The sequence below is a fragment of the Parashewanella hymeniacidonis genome (assembly GCF_016900895.1).
Taxonomy (GTDB): domain Bacteria; phylum Pseudomonadota; class Gammaproteobacteria; order Enterobacterales; family Shewanellaceae; genus Parashewanella; species Parashewanella hymeniacidonis.
The window spans coordinates 18,345-36,049 of sequence record NZ_JAFEUN010000043.1 but is presented as its reverse complement, the minus strand read 5'-3'; the positions used below and the strand labels follow the sequence as shown (position 1 = coordinate 36,049).

Annotated in this window: 16 protein-coding genes and 1 pseudogene; 14 read left to right on the top strand and 3 right to left on the bottom strand. The window is 40.9% G+C overall.

Annotated features, from left to right (window positions below; genetic code table 11):
- A pseudogene (locus tag JQC92_RS23175) lies at positions 1 to 116 on the bottom strand (transposase); the annotation flags it as partial.
- Positions 117 to 154: 38 nt separating this feature from the next.
- On the opposite strand from JQC92_RS23175, the gene JQC92_RS10415 reads away from it, so the two are divergent.
- The 6 genes from JQC92_RS10415 (at position 155) to JQC92_RS22885 (ending at position 4,978) form a co-directional block, all read left to right on the top strand.
- Positions 155 to 982 carry a type IV secretory system conjugative DNA transfer family protein gene (locus JQC92_RS10415; RefSeq protein WP_204999607.1) on the top strand — a complete coding sequence of 276 codons (828 nt, stop codon included), beginning with the start codon at positions 155 to 157 and terminating at the stop codon, positions 980 to 982.
- Positions 983 to 1,079: 97 nt separating this feature from the next.
- Entirely contained in the window at positions 1,080 to 1,790 is a 711-nt protein-coding gene (locus tag JQC92_RS10410) for a type IV secretory system conjugative DNA transfer family protein (protein WP_204999606.1), read from the top strand.
- Positions 1,787 to 3,769 (top strand): LPD7 domain-containing protein, encoded by a 1,983-nt coding sequence (locus tag JQC92_RS10405; protein WP_204999605.1) that lies wholly within the window; start codon positions 1,787 to 1,789, stop codon positions 3,767 to 3,769. The genes JQC92_RS10410 and JQC92_RS10405 overlap by 4 nt, the downstream gene beginning before the upstream one ends.
- On the top strand, positions 3,747 to 3,962 hold the full coding sequence (locus JQC92_RS10400) for a conjugal transfer protein TraD (RefSeq protein ID WP_204999604.1): 216 nt from the start codon (positions 3,747 to 3,749) through the stop codon (positions 3,960 to 3,962). Before JQC92_RS10405 ends, JQC92_RS10400 begins: the two co-directional genes overlap by 23 nt.
- A gap of 3 nt (positions 3,963 to 3,965) precedes the next feature.
- Positions 3,966 to 4,856, top strand: a complete 891-nt coding sequence (locus JQC92_RS10395) for an ArdC family protein (RefSeq protein ID WP_204999603.1) — start codon at positions 3,966 to 3,968, stop codon at positions 4,854 to 4,856.
- The gene (locus JQC92_RS22885; RefSeq protein WP_276315793.1) at positions 4,853 to 4,978 is read left to right on the top strand and encodes a hypothetical protein; all 126 of its coding nucleotides are present in this window, start codon (positions 4,853 to 4,855) and stop codon (positions 4,976 to 4,978) included. The genes JQC92_RS10395 and JQC92_RS22885 overlap by 4 nt, the downstream gene beginning before the upstream one ends.
- 315 nt (positions 4,979 to 5,293) lie before the next feature.
- Here JQC92_RS22885 and JQC92_RS10390 read toward each other — a convergent pair whose 3' ends face one another.
- Positions 5,294 to 6,067 carry a hypothetical protein gene (locus JQC92_RS10390; RefSeq protein ID WP_204999602.1) on the bottom strand — a complete coding sequence of 258 codons (774 nt, stop codon included), beginning with the start codon at positions 6,065 to 6,067 and terminating at the stop codon, positions 5,294 to 5,296.
- 507 nt (positions 6,068 to 6,574) lie between these two features.
- Here JQC92_RS10390 and JQC92_RS10385 point away from each other — a divergent pair.
- The 8 genes from JQC92_RS10385 (at position 6,575) to JQC92_RS10350 (ending at position 16,621) form a co-directional block, all read left to right on the top strand.
- On the top strand, positions 6,575 to 8,092 hold the full coding sequence (locus tag JQC92_RS10385; protein WP_204999601.1) for a type I restriction-modification system subunit M: 1,518 nt from the start codon (positions 6,575 to 6,577) through the stop codon (positions 8,090 to 8,092).
- Entirely contained in the window at positions 8,082 to 9,302 is a 1,221-nt protein-coding gene (locus JQC92_RS10380; protein WP_204999600.1) for a restriction endonuclease subunit S, read from the top strand. The genes JQC92_RS10385 and JQC92_RS10380 overlap by 11 nt, the downstream gene beginning before the upstream one ends.
- A 288-nt stretch (positions 9,303 to 9,590) precedes the next feature.
- The gene (locus JQC92_RS10375) at positions 9,591 to 10,217 is read left to right on the top strand and encodes a DUF6933 domain-containing protein (protein WP_204999599.1); all 627 of its coding nucleotides are present in this window, start codon (positions 9,591 to 9,593) and stop codon (positions 10,215 to 10,217) included.
- A 71-nt stretch (positions 10,218 to 10,288) separates the two neighbouring features.
- Positions 10,289 to 11,629: an AAA family ATPase gene (locus JQC92_RS10370; RefSeq protein WP_204999598.1), complete on the top strand. Its 1,341-nt coding sequence runs from the start codon at positions 10,289 to 10,291 to the stop codon at positions 11,627 to 11,629.
- The gene (locus tag JQC92_RS10365; protein ID WP_204999597.1) at positions 11,613 to 12,251 is read left to right on the top strand and encodes a retron system putative HNH endonuclease; all 639 of its coding nucleotides are present in this window, start codon (positions 11,613 to 11,615) and stop codon (positions 12,249 to 12,251) included. Before JQC92_RS10370 ends, JQC92_RS10365 begins: the two co-directional genes overlap by 17 nt.
- The gene (locus JQC92_RS10360; protein WP_204999596.1) at positions 12,236 to 15,544 is read left to right on the top strand and encodes a type I restriction endonuclease subunit R; all 3,309 of its coding nucleotides are present in this window, start codon (positions 12,236 to 12,238) and stop codon (positions 15,542 to 15,544) included. The genes JQC92_RS10365 and JQC92_RS10360 overlap by 16 nt, the downstream gene beginning before the upstream one ends.
- Positions 15,544 to 16,323, top strand: coding sequence for a M48 family metallopeptidase (locus tag JQC92_RS10355; protein WP_204999595.1), 780 nt, complete (start codon positions 15,544 to 15,546; stop codon positions 16,321 to 16,323). The genes JQC92_RS10360 and JQC92_RS10355 overlap by 1 nt, the downstream gene beginning before the upstream one ends.
- A 13-nt stretch (positions 16,324 to 16,336) precedes the next feature.
- Positions 16,337 to 16,621, top strand: a complete 285-nt coding sequence (locus tag JQC92_RS10350) for a hypothetical protein (protein ID WP_204999594.1) — start codon at positions 16,337 to 16,339, stop codon at positions 16,619 to 16,621.
- Between the two features lie 17 nt (positions 16,622 to 16,638).
- Here the strand turns inward: JQC92_RS10350 and JQC92_RS22590 are convergent, their stop codons facing one another.
- The gene (locus tag JQC92_RS22590) at positions 16,639 to 17,628 is read right to left on the bottom strand and encodes a DUF1186 domain-containing protein (protein ID WP_239480511.1); all 990 of its coding nucleotides are present in this window, start codon (positions 17,626 to 17,628) and stop codon (positions 16,639 to 16,641) included.
- Positions 17,629 to 17,705: the final 77 nt, after the last annotated feature.

The following is a 17,705-nucleotide window of genomic DNA, read 5'->3' as shown; positions in this document are numbered from 1 at the left end:
TGATAATGCTGACAATCTTTTTGAGTAATATCATGACCATTCTTTTTAATGGTTTTAGAGTCACAGTGTGGACAAGTAACGCCTTCTTTCCACCTCAATTGACGAACCCTTTCGTAGCATTTCGTAGCATTTCTTGTTGCTAATCAGGTTAACTATGCTGAAAATTTCCATTTTGAAAAGAATCTCAAAGGCAAACGCTCAAGCAAGTTTATCAGAGCAGTTTGAATTACGATATGAGCCACAAGAAAATTGGAACATCAGCGCAGGCTTTCGCCAAGCCCACGGTCAGCAATGTTTCTTGCTTAATCTCGCTCCAAGAGACTACCAAAGCCACCGCTGGAATCCGCTGCATTATATTTCATCTGATCCAAGCTTTCGAATTAATGACATTCAGAAGATTGGCCAGATGTTGTTTCCCAATATCAATAATGAGTCACCGATTTGGCAAGCCTCTGCTCGTTCCTTATGGCTGGGATTAGTCTTGTATCTACTAGAAACACCGCCACAGCCCGTTACCATGTGCGAAGTCATGCGCCAGCTCAACAAAGGTGACAACCATTTAATCGAATTGATTAATGATCGCATGAACGGCCACTCACCACTTTCGAACCAGTGCCATGCATCACTCAAAGAGTATTTAGAAACACCAGAACGCACCCGTGGTTCAATACGTAAAAGTTTCACTTCGGCCTTAGAGCTGTTTTACAACCCTGTGATTGATGCGGTGACTGCCAATAACGACTTTGATTTGCGGGAACTGCGCAGCAAACGACTTTCGATTTATGTCGGCGTCACACCAGACGATCTGCAACGCCTAGCACCACTGATTAATTTGTTTTTTCAGCAACTGATCGACTTAAACACCCGTGAACTGCCTGAGCAAAATGCCAATCTTAAAGTAAGCATTCACCAGAGGGGTATTGACAATCTCAAACTCCCGTTTATTGGCATTTATAACTACAAGCTTGCCATTGTTTTGTGATACAAGTACCACCCCGCAAGTAAGTTTCACTGTTTATTTGAAAAGTCAATACGGGGCTGGTGAATGGTTACATCTTAAATACTAAGTTTTATTGTTGATGGATGAGTTCGCTGCCATCGGCAAGGTCAATATTTTAAGCAAGGGGATCAGCTACGTCGCAGGTTATGGCTTGCGGCTGTTAACCATTATTCAATCCCCTTCGCAATTACGAGAAATCTACGGTCACGATGGCGCCGAAACCTTAATTGAAAACCATGCACTGCAAATTGTGTTTGCGCCTAAAAGCCCCAAAGTGGCCAGAGAAATCTCTGAAAGTCTCGGTACTGAAACTATCAAACACCGCAGTCGCAGCAAACAGCTTTCAGGACGTGGTGGCAGAAGTGAAAACATCAGTGATCACAGCCGAGCTTTAATGTTACCGCAAGAAATTATGCGTCTCGGCATGGATAAAGCGATATTGCTTATCGAAAACTGCCCGCCCGTAAAGTGCCGTAAAATCCGCTGGTATCAAGACAAAGCCTTAGTGCAACGAGGTAACAGTCAAACGCAGCAGCTCTGGCAGCTGCCACACATTCCAAAAGTGGTAGTGAACACCAGTAAAACTGCGCCAATTGCACCGATTAAAGTGGTTACTGAAGACAGTGAAACAACACCATCAAAGCCACAAGTTACGTCAAGCAATCAACAGGTTCAGCCAACGAAAAATCCACCAACCAAACCACAAAATCCTAATGCCATCGAAGAGGAGCAAATCAATTCAATGGTGCATGAATACCTCAATACTCTGCCTAAAGGAGATGGCGTATGAATGATGAAGCCGTTCTTGAACAACAAACCTTTCTCGCCATTCCCTATGAAAAGCGGGAGCAAGCCAGAAAAGCCATTGGCCAATTGCCCAATGGTAGTAACGCCCTGAGCTTTGATGCAGATTTAGGCTTATGGTTTGCGAAAACAGGCGCACCACTGAACAAAGTAGAACCTTGGTTGCCCAATCCCAATTTATTTCAAACGCCGACGCATCAAGATCCAACCATAGAATTTACTCAGGTGCTGGAGTCATCAGGCTTTGTATTGCCAGAGCCACCACTGTTTGATGGCCAAAAACATCGAGTTGCTACCCTTGATGATAAACGAGGCCAGAAAACAGGCGTGTATTGCGCTTATGGTGACGGTCATCCTGCAGGCTGGTATCAAGATCATCGGAACCACAGTGAGCCTCAAAAGTGGTCGGCCAGTTTTGCTCATAGTGATCCACTGGCTAAATTACACATCAAAGCGCACCAAGCTAATCGTCGCACCTTGCGAGAGATCACTGCGGCCAAACGCTATCAACATTATGCGAACCGTTGCAGTCAAGCGTTTCAGCTGATGCCTGAAGCCAATATCAACCATCCATATTTGAAGCGAAAAGTCACCATTCCCTTCCCTGATGTGAAGCTGGATAAAAAAGGCCGTTTGGTGATCCCCTTGATGGAAGAAAACCACAAACTGCATTCGCTGCAGCGCATCAGTCCTAACGGCTTTAAATGCCTTAAGAAAGGCGCTCAAAAAACAGGACACTTCTTTGTTGTCGGGTATAAACCACTTAAAAATGGAGAGCCAATTTTGTATGCAGAAGGCTATGCCACGGCTGCAAGTATTGCCGAAGCCACCAATCGCAGTGTAGTGATGACTGTCGATGCTGGCAATATGCCCAAGGTCGCTGAAAAACTTAAAGCGCATTATCCCGACGGCCAACACTTATTTTTAGCCGATGATGACCGCAACAACAAAGTGAACAAAGGCGTCGAGAAAGCCAGAGAATCAGCCACTCTCACCAACGGTCATTGGTTAACGCCCCGCTTTATTCGAGATCAAATTGAAGCTGGCATGACCGACTTTAACGATCTTGCCATGAGCAGCGGCCTGAGCTTAGTACGAAAACAAATAGAAGATCATATTGAACATTGCTGGCCAAACCTCAAAAACAAATCCACGAAAATACAATTTAATAGCATTGAGCCTGTCGTTTACTCACAACCTGAATCCAGTAAACACAAACCAGCTAATTCACAGTTGAATAAGCAACTTTCACCATTGGCAAAACTGGTTCAACGTGATGCCGATAATGACGAAAAAAGCACTAAAGATAGTGAATCAATCGTCACTAAGCCATCAGTAACTCAATCAAAGTCAAAGTTAACAACTTTACCTGACAGAATTGGGAAAAATTACCTTGCCATAGACAACAAATACTACTTCAGTAGCTGTCCCAATTGTTTGGCTTTTGTTGATAAAGGCAGCAAGCTGCAAACCAAACTCAGTCATGCAATAGTAATTGGTGATTTACTCAGTATCGCCAAACAGCGCCATTGGCAATCCATCAAACTGACAGGCAACAAATCCTTTAAACGCCAAGCATGGCTGCAAGCTTCAATGCAGAATATGGCCGTAAAAGGCTATCGCCCAGACAAAGAAGACATCAAACAACTTAAAGCATTACAGGCGAGAACTAATGCATCAGTTAAAACGGAGCAGCCACCAGCGCAATCACAAAAGCCACCTGAAACGATGAACGAGATAGCGCAAGCCACTCAACCCATTAACAAACAATCAGCCGTTCAAGCCGCACAAGAATTTTGCAAAGCCCTGCAACCCGAAGCACAAAAGCAATTTATGGATAAAGTGATGCAAAAACTTGAGCATTTTTTTTTGAAGCCCCAGAAACCCCATATTCAAAACCAGAACCAAAATCAAAACGCCCACCCCATTAAGGAACCACACCATGACCGACAACTTGAACACTAACCTCCACCACAAGCTCGACGACAAACTGTTTGCCTTAAACATTCCTGGCAACGTGATTGAAGTCACGCCAACTGAAGCAGAAGAGCTCGGCGCTTTTGAAGAAGATGCTCTAACTGAAGATGAAGCATTGGATGCATCAGAACTCACTACGGATGAACCTCTAGAACAATCAAATGAAGATAAAGAGGATTAGCCTATGCCTGCAACTAAGCAAGCACCTAAGCAAACAAAAAAGCCACCTTACCATGAGCAAATAGCTAACAAGCTCATTGAGCAATTAAAAGCAGGAACGGCACCATGGCAAAAACCTTGGCAAGCGGGACAACCAAGAATGCCACACAATCCAATCAGTGGTACTCGTTACAAAGGCTCCAACGCCATTTGGTTAGCTATGCAATGCCGTGACGATCCCCGCTGGATGACCTACAAACAAGCCAACAGCATTGATGCACAGGTACAAAAAGGCCAACACGGCACCATTGTTCAATATTGGAAGCTGTTTGACCAAATCGATAAAAAGGACGATAGCGGAAAAAAGATTCTAGGCGCTGACGGTAAACCAATTAAAGTGACGGTTAAATTGGATAAACCAAGAGTATTTAGCTCAGTGGTTTTTAACGCTGAGCAAATTGATGGTTTACCAGAGCTTGAAGTTAAACAACTTCCAGAATGGCAACGCCATGAGCGTGCAGAGAAAATACTGCAAAACTCAGGTGTACCAATTAAGCATGACCAATACGACAATGCCTACTACAGCCCAGCAACTGACAGCGTACACTTACCCGCAAGGAGCCAGTTTGAAACCGCTGATTCCTTCTACGCCGTTGCTTGTCATGAGATTTGTCATTCATCAGGCCATTCCAGCAGACTTAACAGAGATATGACTGGCCGCTTTGGTGATGAGTCCTACGCCAAAGAAGAATTCCGAGCCGAAATCAGTTCACTCATGCTTGGTGACGAACTTCAAATCGGCCACGAGTTTGGCCAACACGCAGCCTATGTTGACCATTGGGTAAGGTATTGCAGGATGATCCAAAAGAGATTCTACGGGCGTCTAGGGATGCGGAAAAGATACATGGGTTTATGATGAAGCTTGAATATGAAATCAATAACACTATACCCTCTAAAGAACTGGGTGCCGACCCCATACTTATAACTGAACAATCAGATCGACTTCAAAAGCAAGTTGATGAAGCAATCGAGTATTAAGAGAAAGTGATTCGACTAATTTCTAATTACACCACAGCCCTTAGACTTTAAAAAGTAAAAGCTTTATCAATTCAGATAGGCAAGTTGCCAACTTACCAATAAAAGTGTCATTATCATCCTTACTCAAACAAGGAGAAACAATATGATGGATCATGACACTCTAAATATCTTCCTCTTAATGGTGATTGCTGTGCTGTTGTTTGCGATTTTATCGAGGTTGAGTGGAATTTATACTTTATTAAAAAATAAGTGATTCATATATTAATATTGCCTTGTTTATTCAAGGCAATATTAAACCACCCTAACCAATCTGTCCTATAAAGCTATAGGCTTTTTAAAATTCCAAATTTTATACTTCATGGCCGCATCTCTAGCTACTCGACACTGAAACTTTTGCAACGCTTTTCTATACGGCGCTTCCTCGCCATATTTTGCTTTGGTCAGTTTTATGTAGATTTTGTGGCATTCATTAAAATCTTTTGCAAAATCAGCCTTATTGTTTACATAAAATTCAACTTTATCTTGGTCTTGCTTACGTTTCGCTTTTGTAGCCAAATTACAATACTCACGATCCAGCTCTATCCCTTTACATTTAGACGATCTAAAGTCTTTCAACTTCTCTTCAGGATATTTTTTTATTAAATTAACTATTTCAGCTTTACGTTTAGTATCTTTCAGCTTGTGAGCAGCTTTACATTGGGCGCTACTCATTCTGTAACCACATGCTTTTAAAGACTTATAAAAATCTGGATAAGACATAGCTGTCAGCTGTGTAACATTTTTTTGATATTCCGCCTCAAAAGCTTTCTGTTTGTCTGCTTCTTCTTGTTTGCGTCGAGCTAACTCAGCTTCACGCTCCATTTTTTGTTTCGCATATAAAGCTTCACGCTCTTTTCTTTGTTTTTCGTACTCTTCCTTTCTTTTCTTGCGCTCAATATCACGTTTAACTTTGGCAATTTTCTCTTTTTGCACTTCATGAACTTCAGATGCGAACTTACACTCAGAATCTTCTGATATTTTTTGAAGTTTCGAACTATCTTCAGCTTTTAACGCTGCAATCATTCCTTTTTCGCATTCTTCAGCTTTCACTCGGGCATCGTCAAGATTAGCTTCATAATAAGCACGATCATTGGGGCTGCACCCAACAGCAAGAAGTAGTAGTAGGCAAGATAACGGAAGTAGTTTTGATTTCATATTGAGTCCTTTCAATAGCGCTGTTGTTATGTACCTGACCATAAGTTTCTTAAGATTTTCTAGTGTCCAGTTTCAGCACTCTACTGCGTTGCAATTTCAGTTACATAGCTACGGCTATGCGCCCTATATTACGCCTTGTATAGCACTAAACCTGAACACAAGAACTTTCAAAGAACTTATCGACAGGTACTTATGTTAAGAGTAAAAACAAACAACTACTCGTAAATAAATGTGCCACAGTCAAAACGCTTATGCAATCCATCAATTTGCTTAAAAACGTAGCTGACATGATGGAAAAAACAGCAAGCACAATCCAACTTATAAAAAATACAGCTCAATCGCATACGCTTAGCTATCTGTTAGAGTAAGATAGAAACCATTTTCGCTAAGCCATAACTAATAATGACAAACACACAAATCAACCAAGATGAAATCAATAAAGCGGTATGGGCAGCTTGCGATACCTTTAGAGGCACGGTAGATCCTTCTATCTACAAAGATTTCATTCTTACCATGCTGTTTTTAAAATACATCTCTGACGTACACAAAGATAAACAACAAGAATTAAAAAATGAGTACGGTGATGCGCCAGAGCTGATTGAAGAAATGATGCAAAGCCAATCCTTCAAAGTGCCAACAGGTTATACCTTTTGGGATTTGTTTGACGCAAGACATGAGGCGGGTAACGGCTCTCGTATCGATAAAGCACTTCATGCGATTGAAGAAGCCAACGGCACCAAGCTGAAAAACGTGTTCCAAGACATCAGCTTTAATACCGATAAACTGGGCGATGAAAAACAGAAAAACGAAATATTACGCCACCTATTAGAAGACTTCGCGAAAGACACTCTAAACTTGCGCCCCAGCCGTGTTGGTGAGTTGGATGTAATTGGCAACGCCTACGAGTATCTAATTAAACACTTTGCCGCAGGTAGCGGTAAATCAGCAGGCGAGTTTTATACTCCGCCAGAAGTGTCTGATTTATTGTCGATTATATTAGAGCCGCAACAAGGCGATACCATTTGCGACCCGGCCTGTGGTTCGGGCTCTTTGCTGATGAAATGCGGCAAGCAAGTGCAAAAGAACTTTGACGGCTCAAAACAATATGCGCTGTTTGGGCAAGAGGCCATTGGCTCAACGTGGTCATTATCGAAAATGAACATGTTCCTCCACGGTGAAGACAACCACCGCATCGAATGGGGCGACACCATTCGTAATCCTAAGCTTCAAGATAAAGATGGTGGACTGCTGCATTTTGATGTTGTTACTGCTAATCCACCGTTTTCTCTCGATAAATGGGGGCATGACAATGCTGAAAATGATCACTTTGGTCGTTTCCGCCGTGGTGTGCCACCAAAAACCAAAGGTGATTATGCGTTTATCTCGCATATGATTGAAACCTTAAAACCACAAACAGGCAGAATGGGCGTAGTGGTACCTCACGGTGTGTTATTCCGTTCCTCATCTGAGGGAAAAATCCGTAAACAACTGATTGATGAAAACCTGCTTGATACAGTGATAGGCTTACCCGAAAAGCTGTTCTTTGGTACAGGTATTCCCGCCGCCATTTTGATATTCAAAAAACAAAAAGGCGATAACAAAGTCTTGTTTATCGACGCCTCCCGTGAATTTAAGTCAGGCAAAAACCAAAACCAATTAACACCTGAGAATATTCAAAAAATTGTAGACACCTATAAAGCCAGAGCCACTACCGACAAATACAGCTATTTAGCGACACTAGAAGAAATTGCCGACAACGATTACAACCTCAACATCCCTCGATATGTCGATACCTTTGAAGAGGAAGAAGAAATTGATTTGGTCGCTGTGCGCACTGAGCGTTTGGCTTTGCAAAATGAGTTAGCTGATTTAGAGACTGAGATGGCAGGTTATCTAAAGGAGTTGGGTTATGGTGCCTAGTGGTTGGAAACTAACTTCTCTTGGTGAAGTATGTTCTGGAAAACTTCAGACAGGGCCATTTGGTAGTCAGTTACACGCTCATGAGTATACGGATGAAGGCGTACCTGTACTTATGCCCAAAGACCTAATTAATTTTCGAGTCAATAATGAATTAGCAGCAAAAATACCTGTTCACCGAGCTAATGATCTTAAAAAGCATATTCTAAAGTCTGGTGACTTACTCTTTAGTCGCCGTGGTGATGTAGCTCGTTTTGCTTTAATCGAATCAGATTATCCAAGAATGTTGTGCGGTACAGGGTGTTTAAAAGCGACCCCAAATCAAGCACACTCTCCACTTTTTCTGTCTTATTTTTTACAGAAAGATGCAGTGAAAAAATGGTTGGAGCAGAATGCAGTCGGCCAAACAATGCCAAATATGAATACAGCTATTCTAGCTGAACTTCCATTAATGGCTGCATCGTCTAAGGAAGAAGAGGATAAAATCGCCAAAATCCTATCGACATGGGATAACGCCATACGCACCACTGAAAAACTGATTGAAACCAGTAAACAGCAGAAAAAAGCCCTAATGCAGCAGCTGTTAACGGGGAAAAAGCGCTTAATCAACCCTGAAACGGGCAAAGCGTTTGATGGGGAGTGGGAAGAGGCATTGTTAGCAACGTGGCTTATCGAATACAAAGAAAAGTCCTCAGTGCAAGATCAACATAGAGTTTTCACTTCTTCTCGAACTGGTTTGGTTCCTCAAACTGAATATTTTGGAAATTCTAGAATCGTAGATAGAAACAACATTGGGTTTCATGTACTGCCTCCGAACCATATGACTTATCGCTCTAGAAGCGATGATGGCTTTTTCACCTTTAACCTCTTTAAAGAATGTGATAACGGTATTATTAGTCATTACTATCCAATATTTACAACAAAAGGTGAAAATGAGTTCTTCATAGCACTCTTTGAGCAATATCGAGGAGTATTTGGAAAGTACAGCGTTGGTACATCTCAAAAAGTTTTATCTTTTAATGCGCTAAAAGGTATCAAATTTAAGATTCCGAATGTAAACGAACAACAAAAAATCGCTTCTGTCCTTACCGCAGCCGATAAAGAAATCGAAGCCTTAGAAACCAAACTCGCCCATTTTAAGCAAGAGAAAAAGGCGTTAATGCAGCAGTTATTAACGGGTAAACGGCGGGTCTCTGTGCCGTTAGATGGTTAGTGTTTGTATAAATGAACGCCCCACTTTTCTTTAATTGAAAGTAATAAAAAGGCACTGACAATGCGTTTTTTGCATTGAACGCCAGTTTTGTATGGCGGGCGAAGCAAATAATACCTGCCTTCGCAGGTATGACAAAAGCTAAACCTCTTAGTGACGTAGAAAAAAACTATACCAGCTATTCCGTCACTCCAGCGAAGGCTGGAGTCTAGTGCCTTTTTTTAGAGAAAAGACTCTGGATTCCCGTTTTCACGAGAGCGACAAAAGAACGGAGTAACAAGGTAACCATAAATGCTGATATTCAATTGCACCAAAGCCGCCAGTGATTTTTTTACTATCACAAGGCAAGGTAAACAATACACCTGTGTGTTACCGCCACCGCATAAAACCATAGCCGAAGATTTAGCGCATGTGGGTAAACGTGGTTGCGATGACAATTACCAATGGCATTGGGTACTGCATTGTGTCTCAATAAAACGCAAAAAATACTTGTTGGCGATGGATTATCATTGCCGCTATTGCTTGGCATTTCCAGCCCCTAAAAAAGGCGATGATAATGGTTTTTTAAATGCTTTTGAAAAACAACTTAAGGGCAGCTTTCGTTATTGGGTGACGCAAAACGACGAAATGACTCAAGAGCACGCTACTGAATATGTAGAATCCTATGACCGAGCGTTACCCGATGCGAAGTTTTACCAGCGCAGTGACCGCAGTGTAATAAGTCACCTTAAAGAAGTGGTATGGCATTTAGAGGCATTAATAGAGCACAAAAGTGAAGTAAAAACAGATATGGATTTTCTGCTGTTTGGCGTTACAGCATCGGACATTTTAAGAAGCCGCAAAGGTGAAAATGATTACTTTCGTGCGCATAAATTGTTTTATCGTTATTGGTTAGAGACATTTAAGCCAGAATTTTAGCTTTTAGCTTTAAGTTTTTTTTAATAGTTATGGCATACTTTACACAAGGATAGCAGCGAGCAACTAACACGATGAAATTAAAAAAGTTAACCCTTGAAAACTTTCGTGGATTCAAACAGTTTGAATGTGAATTCCAAGAAGGAATTAATGTTCTGGTTGGCTTAAACGGCCAAGGTAAATCGTCAGTGCTGGACGCCATAGCTATCGCTTATGGGCAGTTTGTCGGCGGCTTTGGTACAGCTTCTGACACCTTAATTTCAGATAACGATATTCATCTAAGTAAAATGGGCGATGATTACCCTATTAAGATGGAATCTCAACTCCCTGTTGTGGTTGCCGCAGAGTCATTTTCAAATAAAGATGAAAATGAATTTCCACAAAACTGGTCTCGCCAACGTAACACCTTAAAAGGTGGCACATCAAAAGTAAAAACACTAAAAGACTTTGCCAGTTTTTTACAAGATAATGTCCGTGCTGGTGCGAACCAAAAACTACCTTTAGTTTGTTATTACGGCACAGATCGATTATGGAATAATTCCTTCACCTCTAGCGGTAAAATTGGCCATCTTGCTAAAACCAGTGTTCTTGAAGGTTACACAGACTGGCTAAAGCCAAAACGCAGTTTCACTTCTTTTGTCGATTGGGTTTATGACACCACAATGGCCAGCTTTGAAATTGACTTGCAAAATCAACAGCGTATTGAGTCTGGTAAAAATTCGATTAGTGGAAACATTCATAAAGAGTTTCTCACCGGCTTACGTAAGACGTTAGATATTTTGTTAAAACCTGCTGGCTGGATGAACGTAAGATACAGCCCGAGCCACAAACAGTTAGTTGCGACACACAGTGAACAAGGTGACGTACCTGTCGCCATGTTGAGTGATGGTGTGCGTAATATGATTGCTATGATGGCTGATATTGCTTATAGAGCATTTAAATTAAATCCGCATTTAGCATCCAGAGCACCACAAGAGACAGAAGGTATAGTGCTTATTGACGAAGTCGATATGCATTTGCATCCTGAGTGGCAAAGAGATTTACTCAGCACAATGAAAGCTGCTTTTCCCAAAATTCAGTTCATTGTGACAACACATTCGCCAATTGTTATCAGTGACACCAAAGACATTAATGTTAGTATGTTGACGACTGATACAAAAGCCCAAAAACTCCCTGATCTTTATGGGCAAGACGTTAATATGGTCTTACTTGACGTTATGAATACCGATATTCGTAATTCGAAAGTAAATGAGCAGCTTAACGATTTATTGGATGCTATACAGGATTCAAATATTGCCCTTGCTAAAACTCAATTAGCTGAGTTAGCAGCGGAGCTCCCTGATACGAATATTGAATTAGCTAAAGCAAAGCTCTTGCTTCGTAAACAGGAGCTTAGAATTGCGAAAGATAATTAAAAATGCGACCTATGAACCTCAAGCGCTTACTGATTGGAAACGGGCTAACCCTCATGGTCGTTATGGTGATGTAACAGAGATTGAAAGGCAGGCTATGCGCCAGTCTTGTGCTGAACAGCAACATTACTTATGTGCCTATTGCACTCAAGCTATTTCAGGTACAAGTTCAGACACCATGAACGAGCATGTTGCAGCGCAAAGAATCTCACCCAATCGAACTTTAGATTTTTCAAATATTGTTGCCAGTTGCAGAACCGCAAAGCAATGTGATGACTCTCATGGTTCTCAGCCACTTCCGTTAACGCCATTGATGGATGAATGTGAAACTGAACTGAAATTTAAACTTAGTGGACGTGTTGAGGGACTCACCGACAGAGCCAAAGAAACAATTCGAGTTTTGAACTTAGGTGATCATGAAAAACATAACCGCAGCTTAATAGAAAAACGCAAACAGTTAGTTTCGAGCTTACTGTTTATCAATGGCATTGATGCTTCTAAGGGCTTAGAGGATGATGAACTCATCGAGATGGTGATTAATGACATTTCAACGCCTGAAAATGGAAAATTAGCTGCGTTTTCACCTGTAGCTGTGAATGTATTAAAACAATGGATCTCAACGTGATACAACACCTTGCCAATTACAATGAAGAACAAAGCGCAAAAATTCCTGCTCTTACTTTACTAAGCAACCTTGGTTATACCTTTATTCCGCCAAGTGAATGCTTAGCAAAGCGTGGCAATTTATCAACGGTAATTTTGCCTGACGTGCTGCGCAGTATGTTAGCAAGAAAAACGTATTCATTTACGGGAAAAACACACAAACTTTCAGATGCCGGTATTGATAAGATTATTCAAGAGCTTGCCAATCCTGCAATGAATGAAGGCTTGAAAGCAGCGAATGAAAAACTGTATAACGCATTAACCTATGGCATTGGCGTTACTGAGTTTGTTGACGGCAAAAAAGTCAGCCCGACAATTGAAATCATTGATTGGGAAAACCCGAGTAATAATCAATTCCATTTTACCGAAGAGTTAGAGGTCGAAAACGCTTACGGTACAGGTAAACGCATTCCTGATATTGTCTGCTTTGTTAACGGCTTGCCTTGGGTGGTGATTGAAGCTAAACGCCCCGACTCTTCAAAAGTGGGTAAACCAACAGTTTCTGAAGGTATTTCGCAAAACATTCGTAATCAAAAAGTTGACGAAATTCCGCACTTATTTGCCTATAGCCAGTTGTTATTGTCGGTAAATGGCCATGAAGGTTTGTATGGCACTTGCGGCACGCCTGAAAAGTTTTGGGCAAAGTGGAAAGAAGAGCACATTACCGATACTACAATTGAACAGTTAAAGAACAAGCCGTTATCTCAAGCCCAGTGTGACCTTATATTTAACCATAGATCAGCAAAAGTGTGCGACGAGCACCAATCTTTAGTGGCTGGCGGTAATTTGGTAGTGACAGATCAAGACCGTTTATTAGTGTCATTGCTGCGCCATGATCGCTTGTTGGACATGACTCGTTTGTTTACTTTGTTTGATAAAAAAGCAGGCAAAATTGTGGCGCGTTATCAGCAGGTGTTTGGCATTAAAGCCTTAATAGACAGAGTCACGACCTTTGATGACACCTTAGCCGGAGCAAGAAAAGGCGCTAGAAATGGCGGCGTAATTTGGCACACCACGGGTTCGGGTAAGTCTTTTACCATGGTGTTTTTGTCAAAAGCGTTAGTTTGGCTGAAAGAGTTGGCTAAATGTCGTGTCGTTGTTGTCACTGACAGAGTTGATCTAGAAGAGCAGTTATCGCGTACTTTTGCATCGGGCGGCGCATTGTCTGACCGAGATAAAAAAGCCGCCATGGCAACAACAGGAAGACGTTTAGCGGAACAGATTGGTAAAGGCAATGAACGGATTATTTTCTCTATCATCAATAAATTCGGTACAGCAATAGAACTGCCAGAATGCTACAACGACAGTCCCGATATCATTGTATTAGTTGATGAAGGCCACCGCAGCCAAAACGGTGAGAACAACATTCGTATGCAACAAGCGCTTCCTAGAGCCGCTTACGTTGGTTTTACTGGTACTCCGCTATTGCAAGACGATAAAACGGAAAATAAATTCGGCAAAATTATCCACTCTTACACCATGCAACAAGCCGTTGAAGACAAAACTGTCACGCCTTTGTTGTATGAGGAACGTATTCCCGATCTCAGTACTAATGATAAAGCGATTGATGCTTGGTTTAACCGTATTACCGATAAGTTAACAGAAAAACAGCGTACTGATTTAAAGAAAAAGTTTGCCCAAAAAGGTCAAGTTTATCAAACCGAGGGGCGAATAGAGCTGATTGCTCATGATATTTCCGATCACTTTCAAAACTTTAAACAGCAAGGGTTAAAAGGACAATTAGCCTGTGACTGTAAAGCGTCAGCCATTAAATATAAGCAGCTGTTAGATGAAATAGGTAAAGTGACTTCTGTAGTTGCTATGTCTGCACCAGATACCCGAGAAGGGCATGACACTGTTGATGGCGACAGTAAAGATTTAGTGCAAAATTGGTGGAAACAACATGTGCTTTCTTCCGACTTTGGTAATGATGAAAAAGCCTATACCAAGCATATTATTGACGAATTCAGCAAAGATGATGGCCCTGACATCATGATTGTTGTTGATAAGCTGCTAACGGGCTTTGATGAACCCAAAAATACCGTGTTGTATATCGACAAACCACTAAAACAGCACAATTTGATTCAAGCAATTGCTCGTGTGAATCGTCTACACCAAAAGAAATTGTTTGGTTACTTGATTGATTACCGAGGTATTTTAAAAGAGCTCGACTCAACCATTGCCGATTACCAAGATTTGGCAGAACGCACCCAAGGCGGATTCGATATTGAGGACTTAAAAGGTCTTTATAACCGAATGGAAACGGAATATAAAAAGCTGCCAGGCTTATATAGTGAGCTCTGGTCATTTTTTGAAAACGTGAAAAACAAGCAAGACGGTCAAGCATTGCGTCAAATATTAGCGCCTAAAATCGATACCATTGACGGCCAACTGACCGACACTAATTTGAAAAAACGTGAAGACTTTTATGCTGCATTAACGGCCTTTTCGAATTGCTTAAAAGTGGCATTACAATCTGCAACTTATTTTGAAGATAAAAGCTTCGATGATAAACGTGAATTGTATAAAAAAACCTTAAAGTCTATGTCTGAATTGCGCAAACAGGTGCGTGAGGATGCAGAAGAAACGGTTAATTATGATGAGTATGCTGAAAACATTCGTACCATGCTCGATAAGCACATTGGCGGCGTTGAAATTCAAGAGTCTAAAGGCGCTTATCTTGTTGGGAATATGGGTAAGAATGCTAAACCTGAAGACATGTCAGACGATGAAGCCCGCAATAAAAAAGATGCGATTACAGGCCGTGTAACTAAGATGATTGAACAAGACTTAGCGGACGACCCTTACGCTCAGGAGTATTTTTCAAAGCTGTTGAGACAAGCGATTCAACAAGCGAAAGACATGTTTGATGCCCCTGTTAAGCAATATTTGCTGTTTGCTGATTTTGAAGAGCAAGTAAAACAACGTAAGGTTGAGGGATTACCAAACACTCGTTTTGCTGAACTTAAACCTAATGTTAAGCGTCATGTTCAAGCTTATTATGGTTTGTTTATAAAGCACTTTCCCGAAGATAATCCATTGACTGAAGATGAGCGCTTTAATTTTTCGTTACGAATTGATGAGATTGTAACCGCTGCAGTCGCTGAATTTTCGATTAACCCGCAAGAGATTGAAAAACACATTAATCGCCAATTGCTACCTGTGCTTTATAAAGCAATTGGAATGGACGCAGCTAAAAAAGTGATCACGGATGTAATTCAAATAACCCGCTTAGGTGTTGCAGGTTACCACTGATGACTTCAATAACGATTAATGAAGTTAGTAAAGAGGCATATAGCTTTGTCTATGGTGATGAAGCTGTGACCTATGCCGTTGTGCGGAAGCCACACCCTGAAAATAAGAATCGTAAAATCACGATTAAGGTGCATCCTAATTGTGAGGTTGTAGTGACCTCACCTGAAGACGCCAGTCGCAATGATATTCATGAAGCCGTAATGAAACGTGCAAAGTGGATTTATGATGCACTAAAGGAATTTCGCAGCCATTTGGAATATGTGCAGTTAAAACAGTACGTCAGCGGTGAAATGCAGTTTTATTTAGGGCGTCGCTATGTATTGAAAGTGATTGAGGATAAGTCAGCTCCAACTCCCAATATTAAAATGTACCGAGGTAAGCTACTTGTTACGCTCACCCACTTCAATAATGATAAATCCTCTTTGGTCAGATTTTTAGTGACTAAATGGTATAAGCGCCGAGCCGAAATCATTTTTAATGAGCGGCTTGCAGAGTTATTACCACAAGCCACATGGGTAAAAGGCATACCTAGCTTTCGTATTTTGGCGATGTCTAAACAATGGGGAAGTTGCTCCGCCAAAGGTAATTTGATGCTCAACCCTCACTTAATAAAAGCACCTAAAGAATGCATTGATTACGTGATATTACATGAGCTTTGCCATATTTCTGAATATAACCATAGTGACAAATTCTGGCGTTTGTTAACCAGTGTTATGCCGGATTGGAAAGAAGTAAAAAGCCGATTAGATGGCATGGCTGAGTTGTATCTGAGTGAATGAATTGGAATAAATAATGAAAAGTGTTATCCACCATTGTGATTTTATGCCAAATGAAGGTTGCCAAATTGAAGGTTTTCAATCTGACATAAACAATGCGCTGGAATGGACGTTAGTTTTTTATCGTGAAGCAACTGAACAAGATCTTGAAGAGAGCAATTATTTGGATGAAGAAGGCGATTATGTGTGGCAAGCCTCTTTAGTCATCACCTTTTGTCCCTACTGTGGGAAACAATTAGCTCATAAAGTACAACCAATTCACAAGTCTGATTTTACCTACGAAGATTTTCGAAGCTGGTGAAATTCACCAGCTATATATTATTTGCCGCAACATTTTTTATATTTTTTTCCGCTTTCACAAAGGCAAGGATCATTTCGACCAATTTTAGCCGTTACCCTTCTTGGAACCTGTGGTTTCACACTAGGAGTATCAAGTTTTGGCAATGTATCATTTTTAACGGCTTGTGTAAGTTGATCAATCATAGTGTTGAATATGCTTTGATCGATTTGGTCTTCAAAACGATTTAGATTGACTTTCCAGTCTTCCATTGCATAGATTGGATCTTGAGAATACCCATGTTCTTGTTTTAATGCTTCTTTCTTCTTATCAGTTAAAACTGTACTTTCCTCAGGGTTAAATCCTTTTTGAGATGCTTCCAGAATAACCTGATATTTTTCGTGATTTTTAGGAATATGATCCACATTATCGATGATTAGTTGTGGGTCTACTCTCGAACAAATAAAAAACAGTGAGTCCCAAACAGTTTGTTGATATTCACCCAGCTCTGATTTCGAATAGGACTTAAAAAGCTGGTTCAGTGTTTCAAAAAATCGATTTTCAGCAAGAACGCTTTCGAGAAAGCTGGTAAAAAGTGCAATAACTAAGCCCTTCCTAACCAGAAGATCTAACTCTTTATCTAAAGCAAGTTCGATCAAATCATCCAAGTTTTTCCTTGCCATCCCTGCAACCAGTTTTCCAAATTGGTTAATTTCTGTTTCGTTTAGAATGTCCATATGCTGAGGTTCATATGGTCGCTGTATATAAAGTTCATTAATTATCGCTTCACAATGTGGCCAAGCTTCTACTGCCTTAAAGTGCCCTAGTAAATTAAAGGCCACAACATGGAGGTAGTTCCCCTGAGAAGTAAAGTATGCATCTGGCTCTTCGCAAAAATCTTCAAGCGCCTCAAGAAGCAGTGACTCAGCTTCAACAGGATTAGCCATTAAAGCTTCAAGCTCTTTTCTTGGAAAGTAATTGGGAGATAGCTCCATAAAAGGTGAAATTAAAGAATGAGATTTAAATGACATAATTATTTCTGGTGAAGAAAAAAGGGGGATATCATAAAGTTTTAAGAAGGTTAGAACAATGTTGTTGCGATGGACTA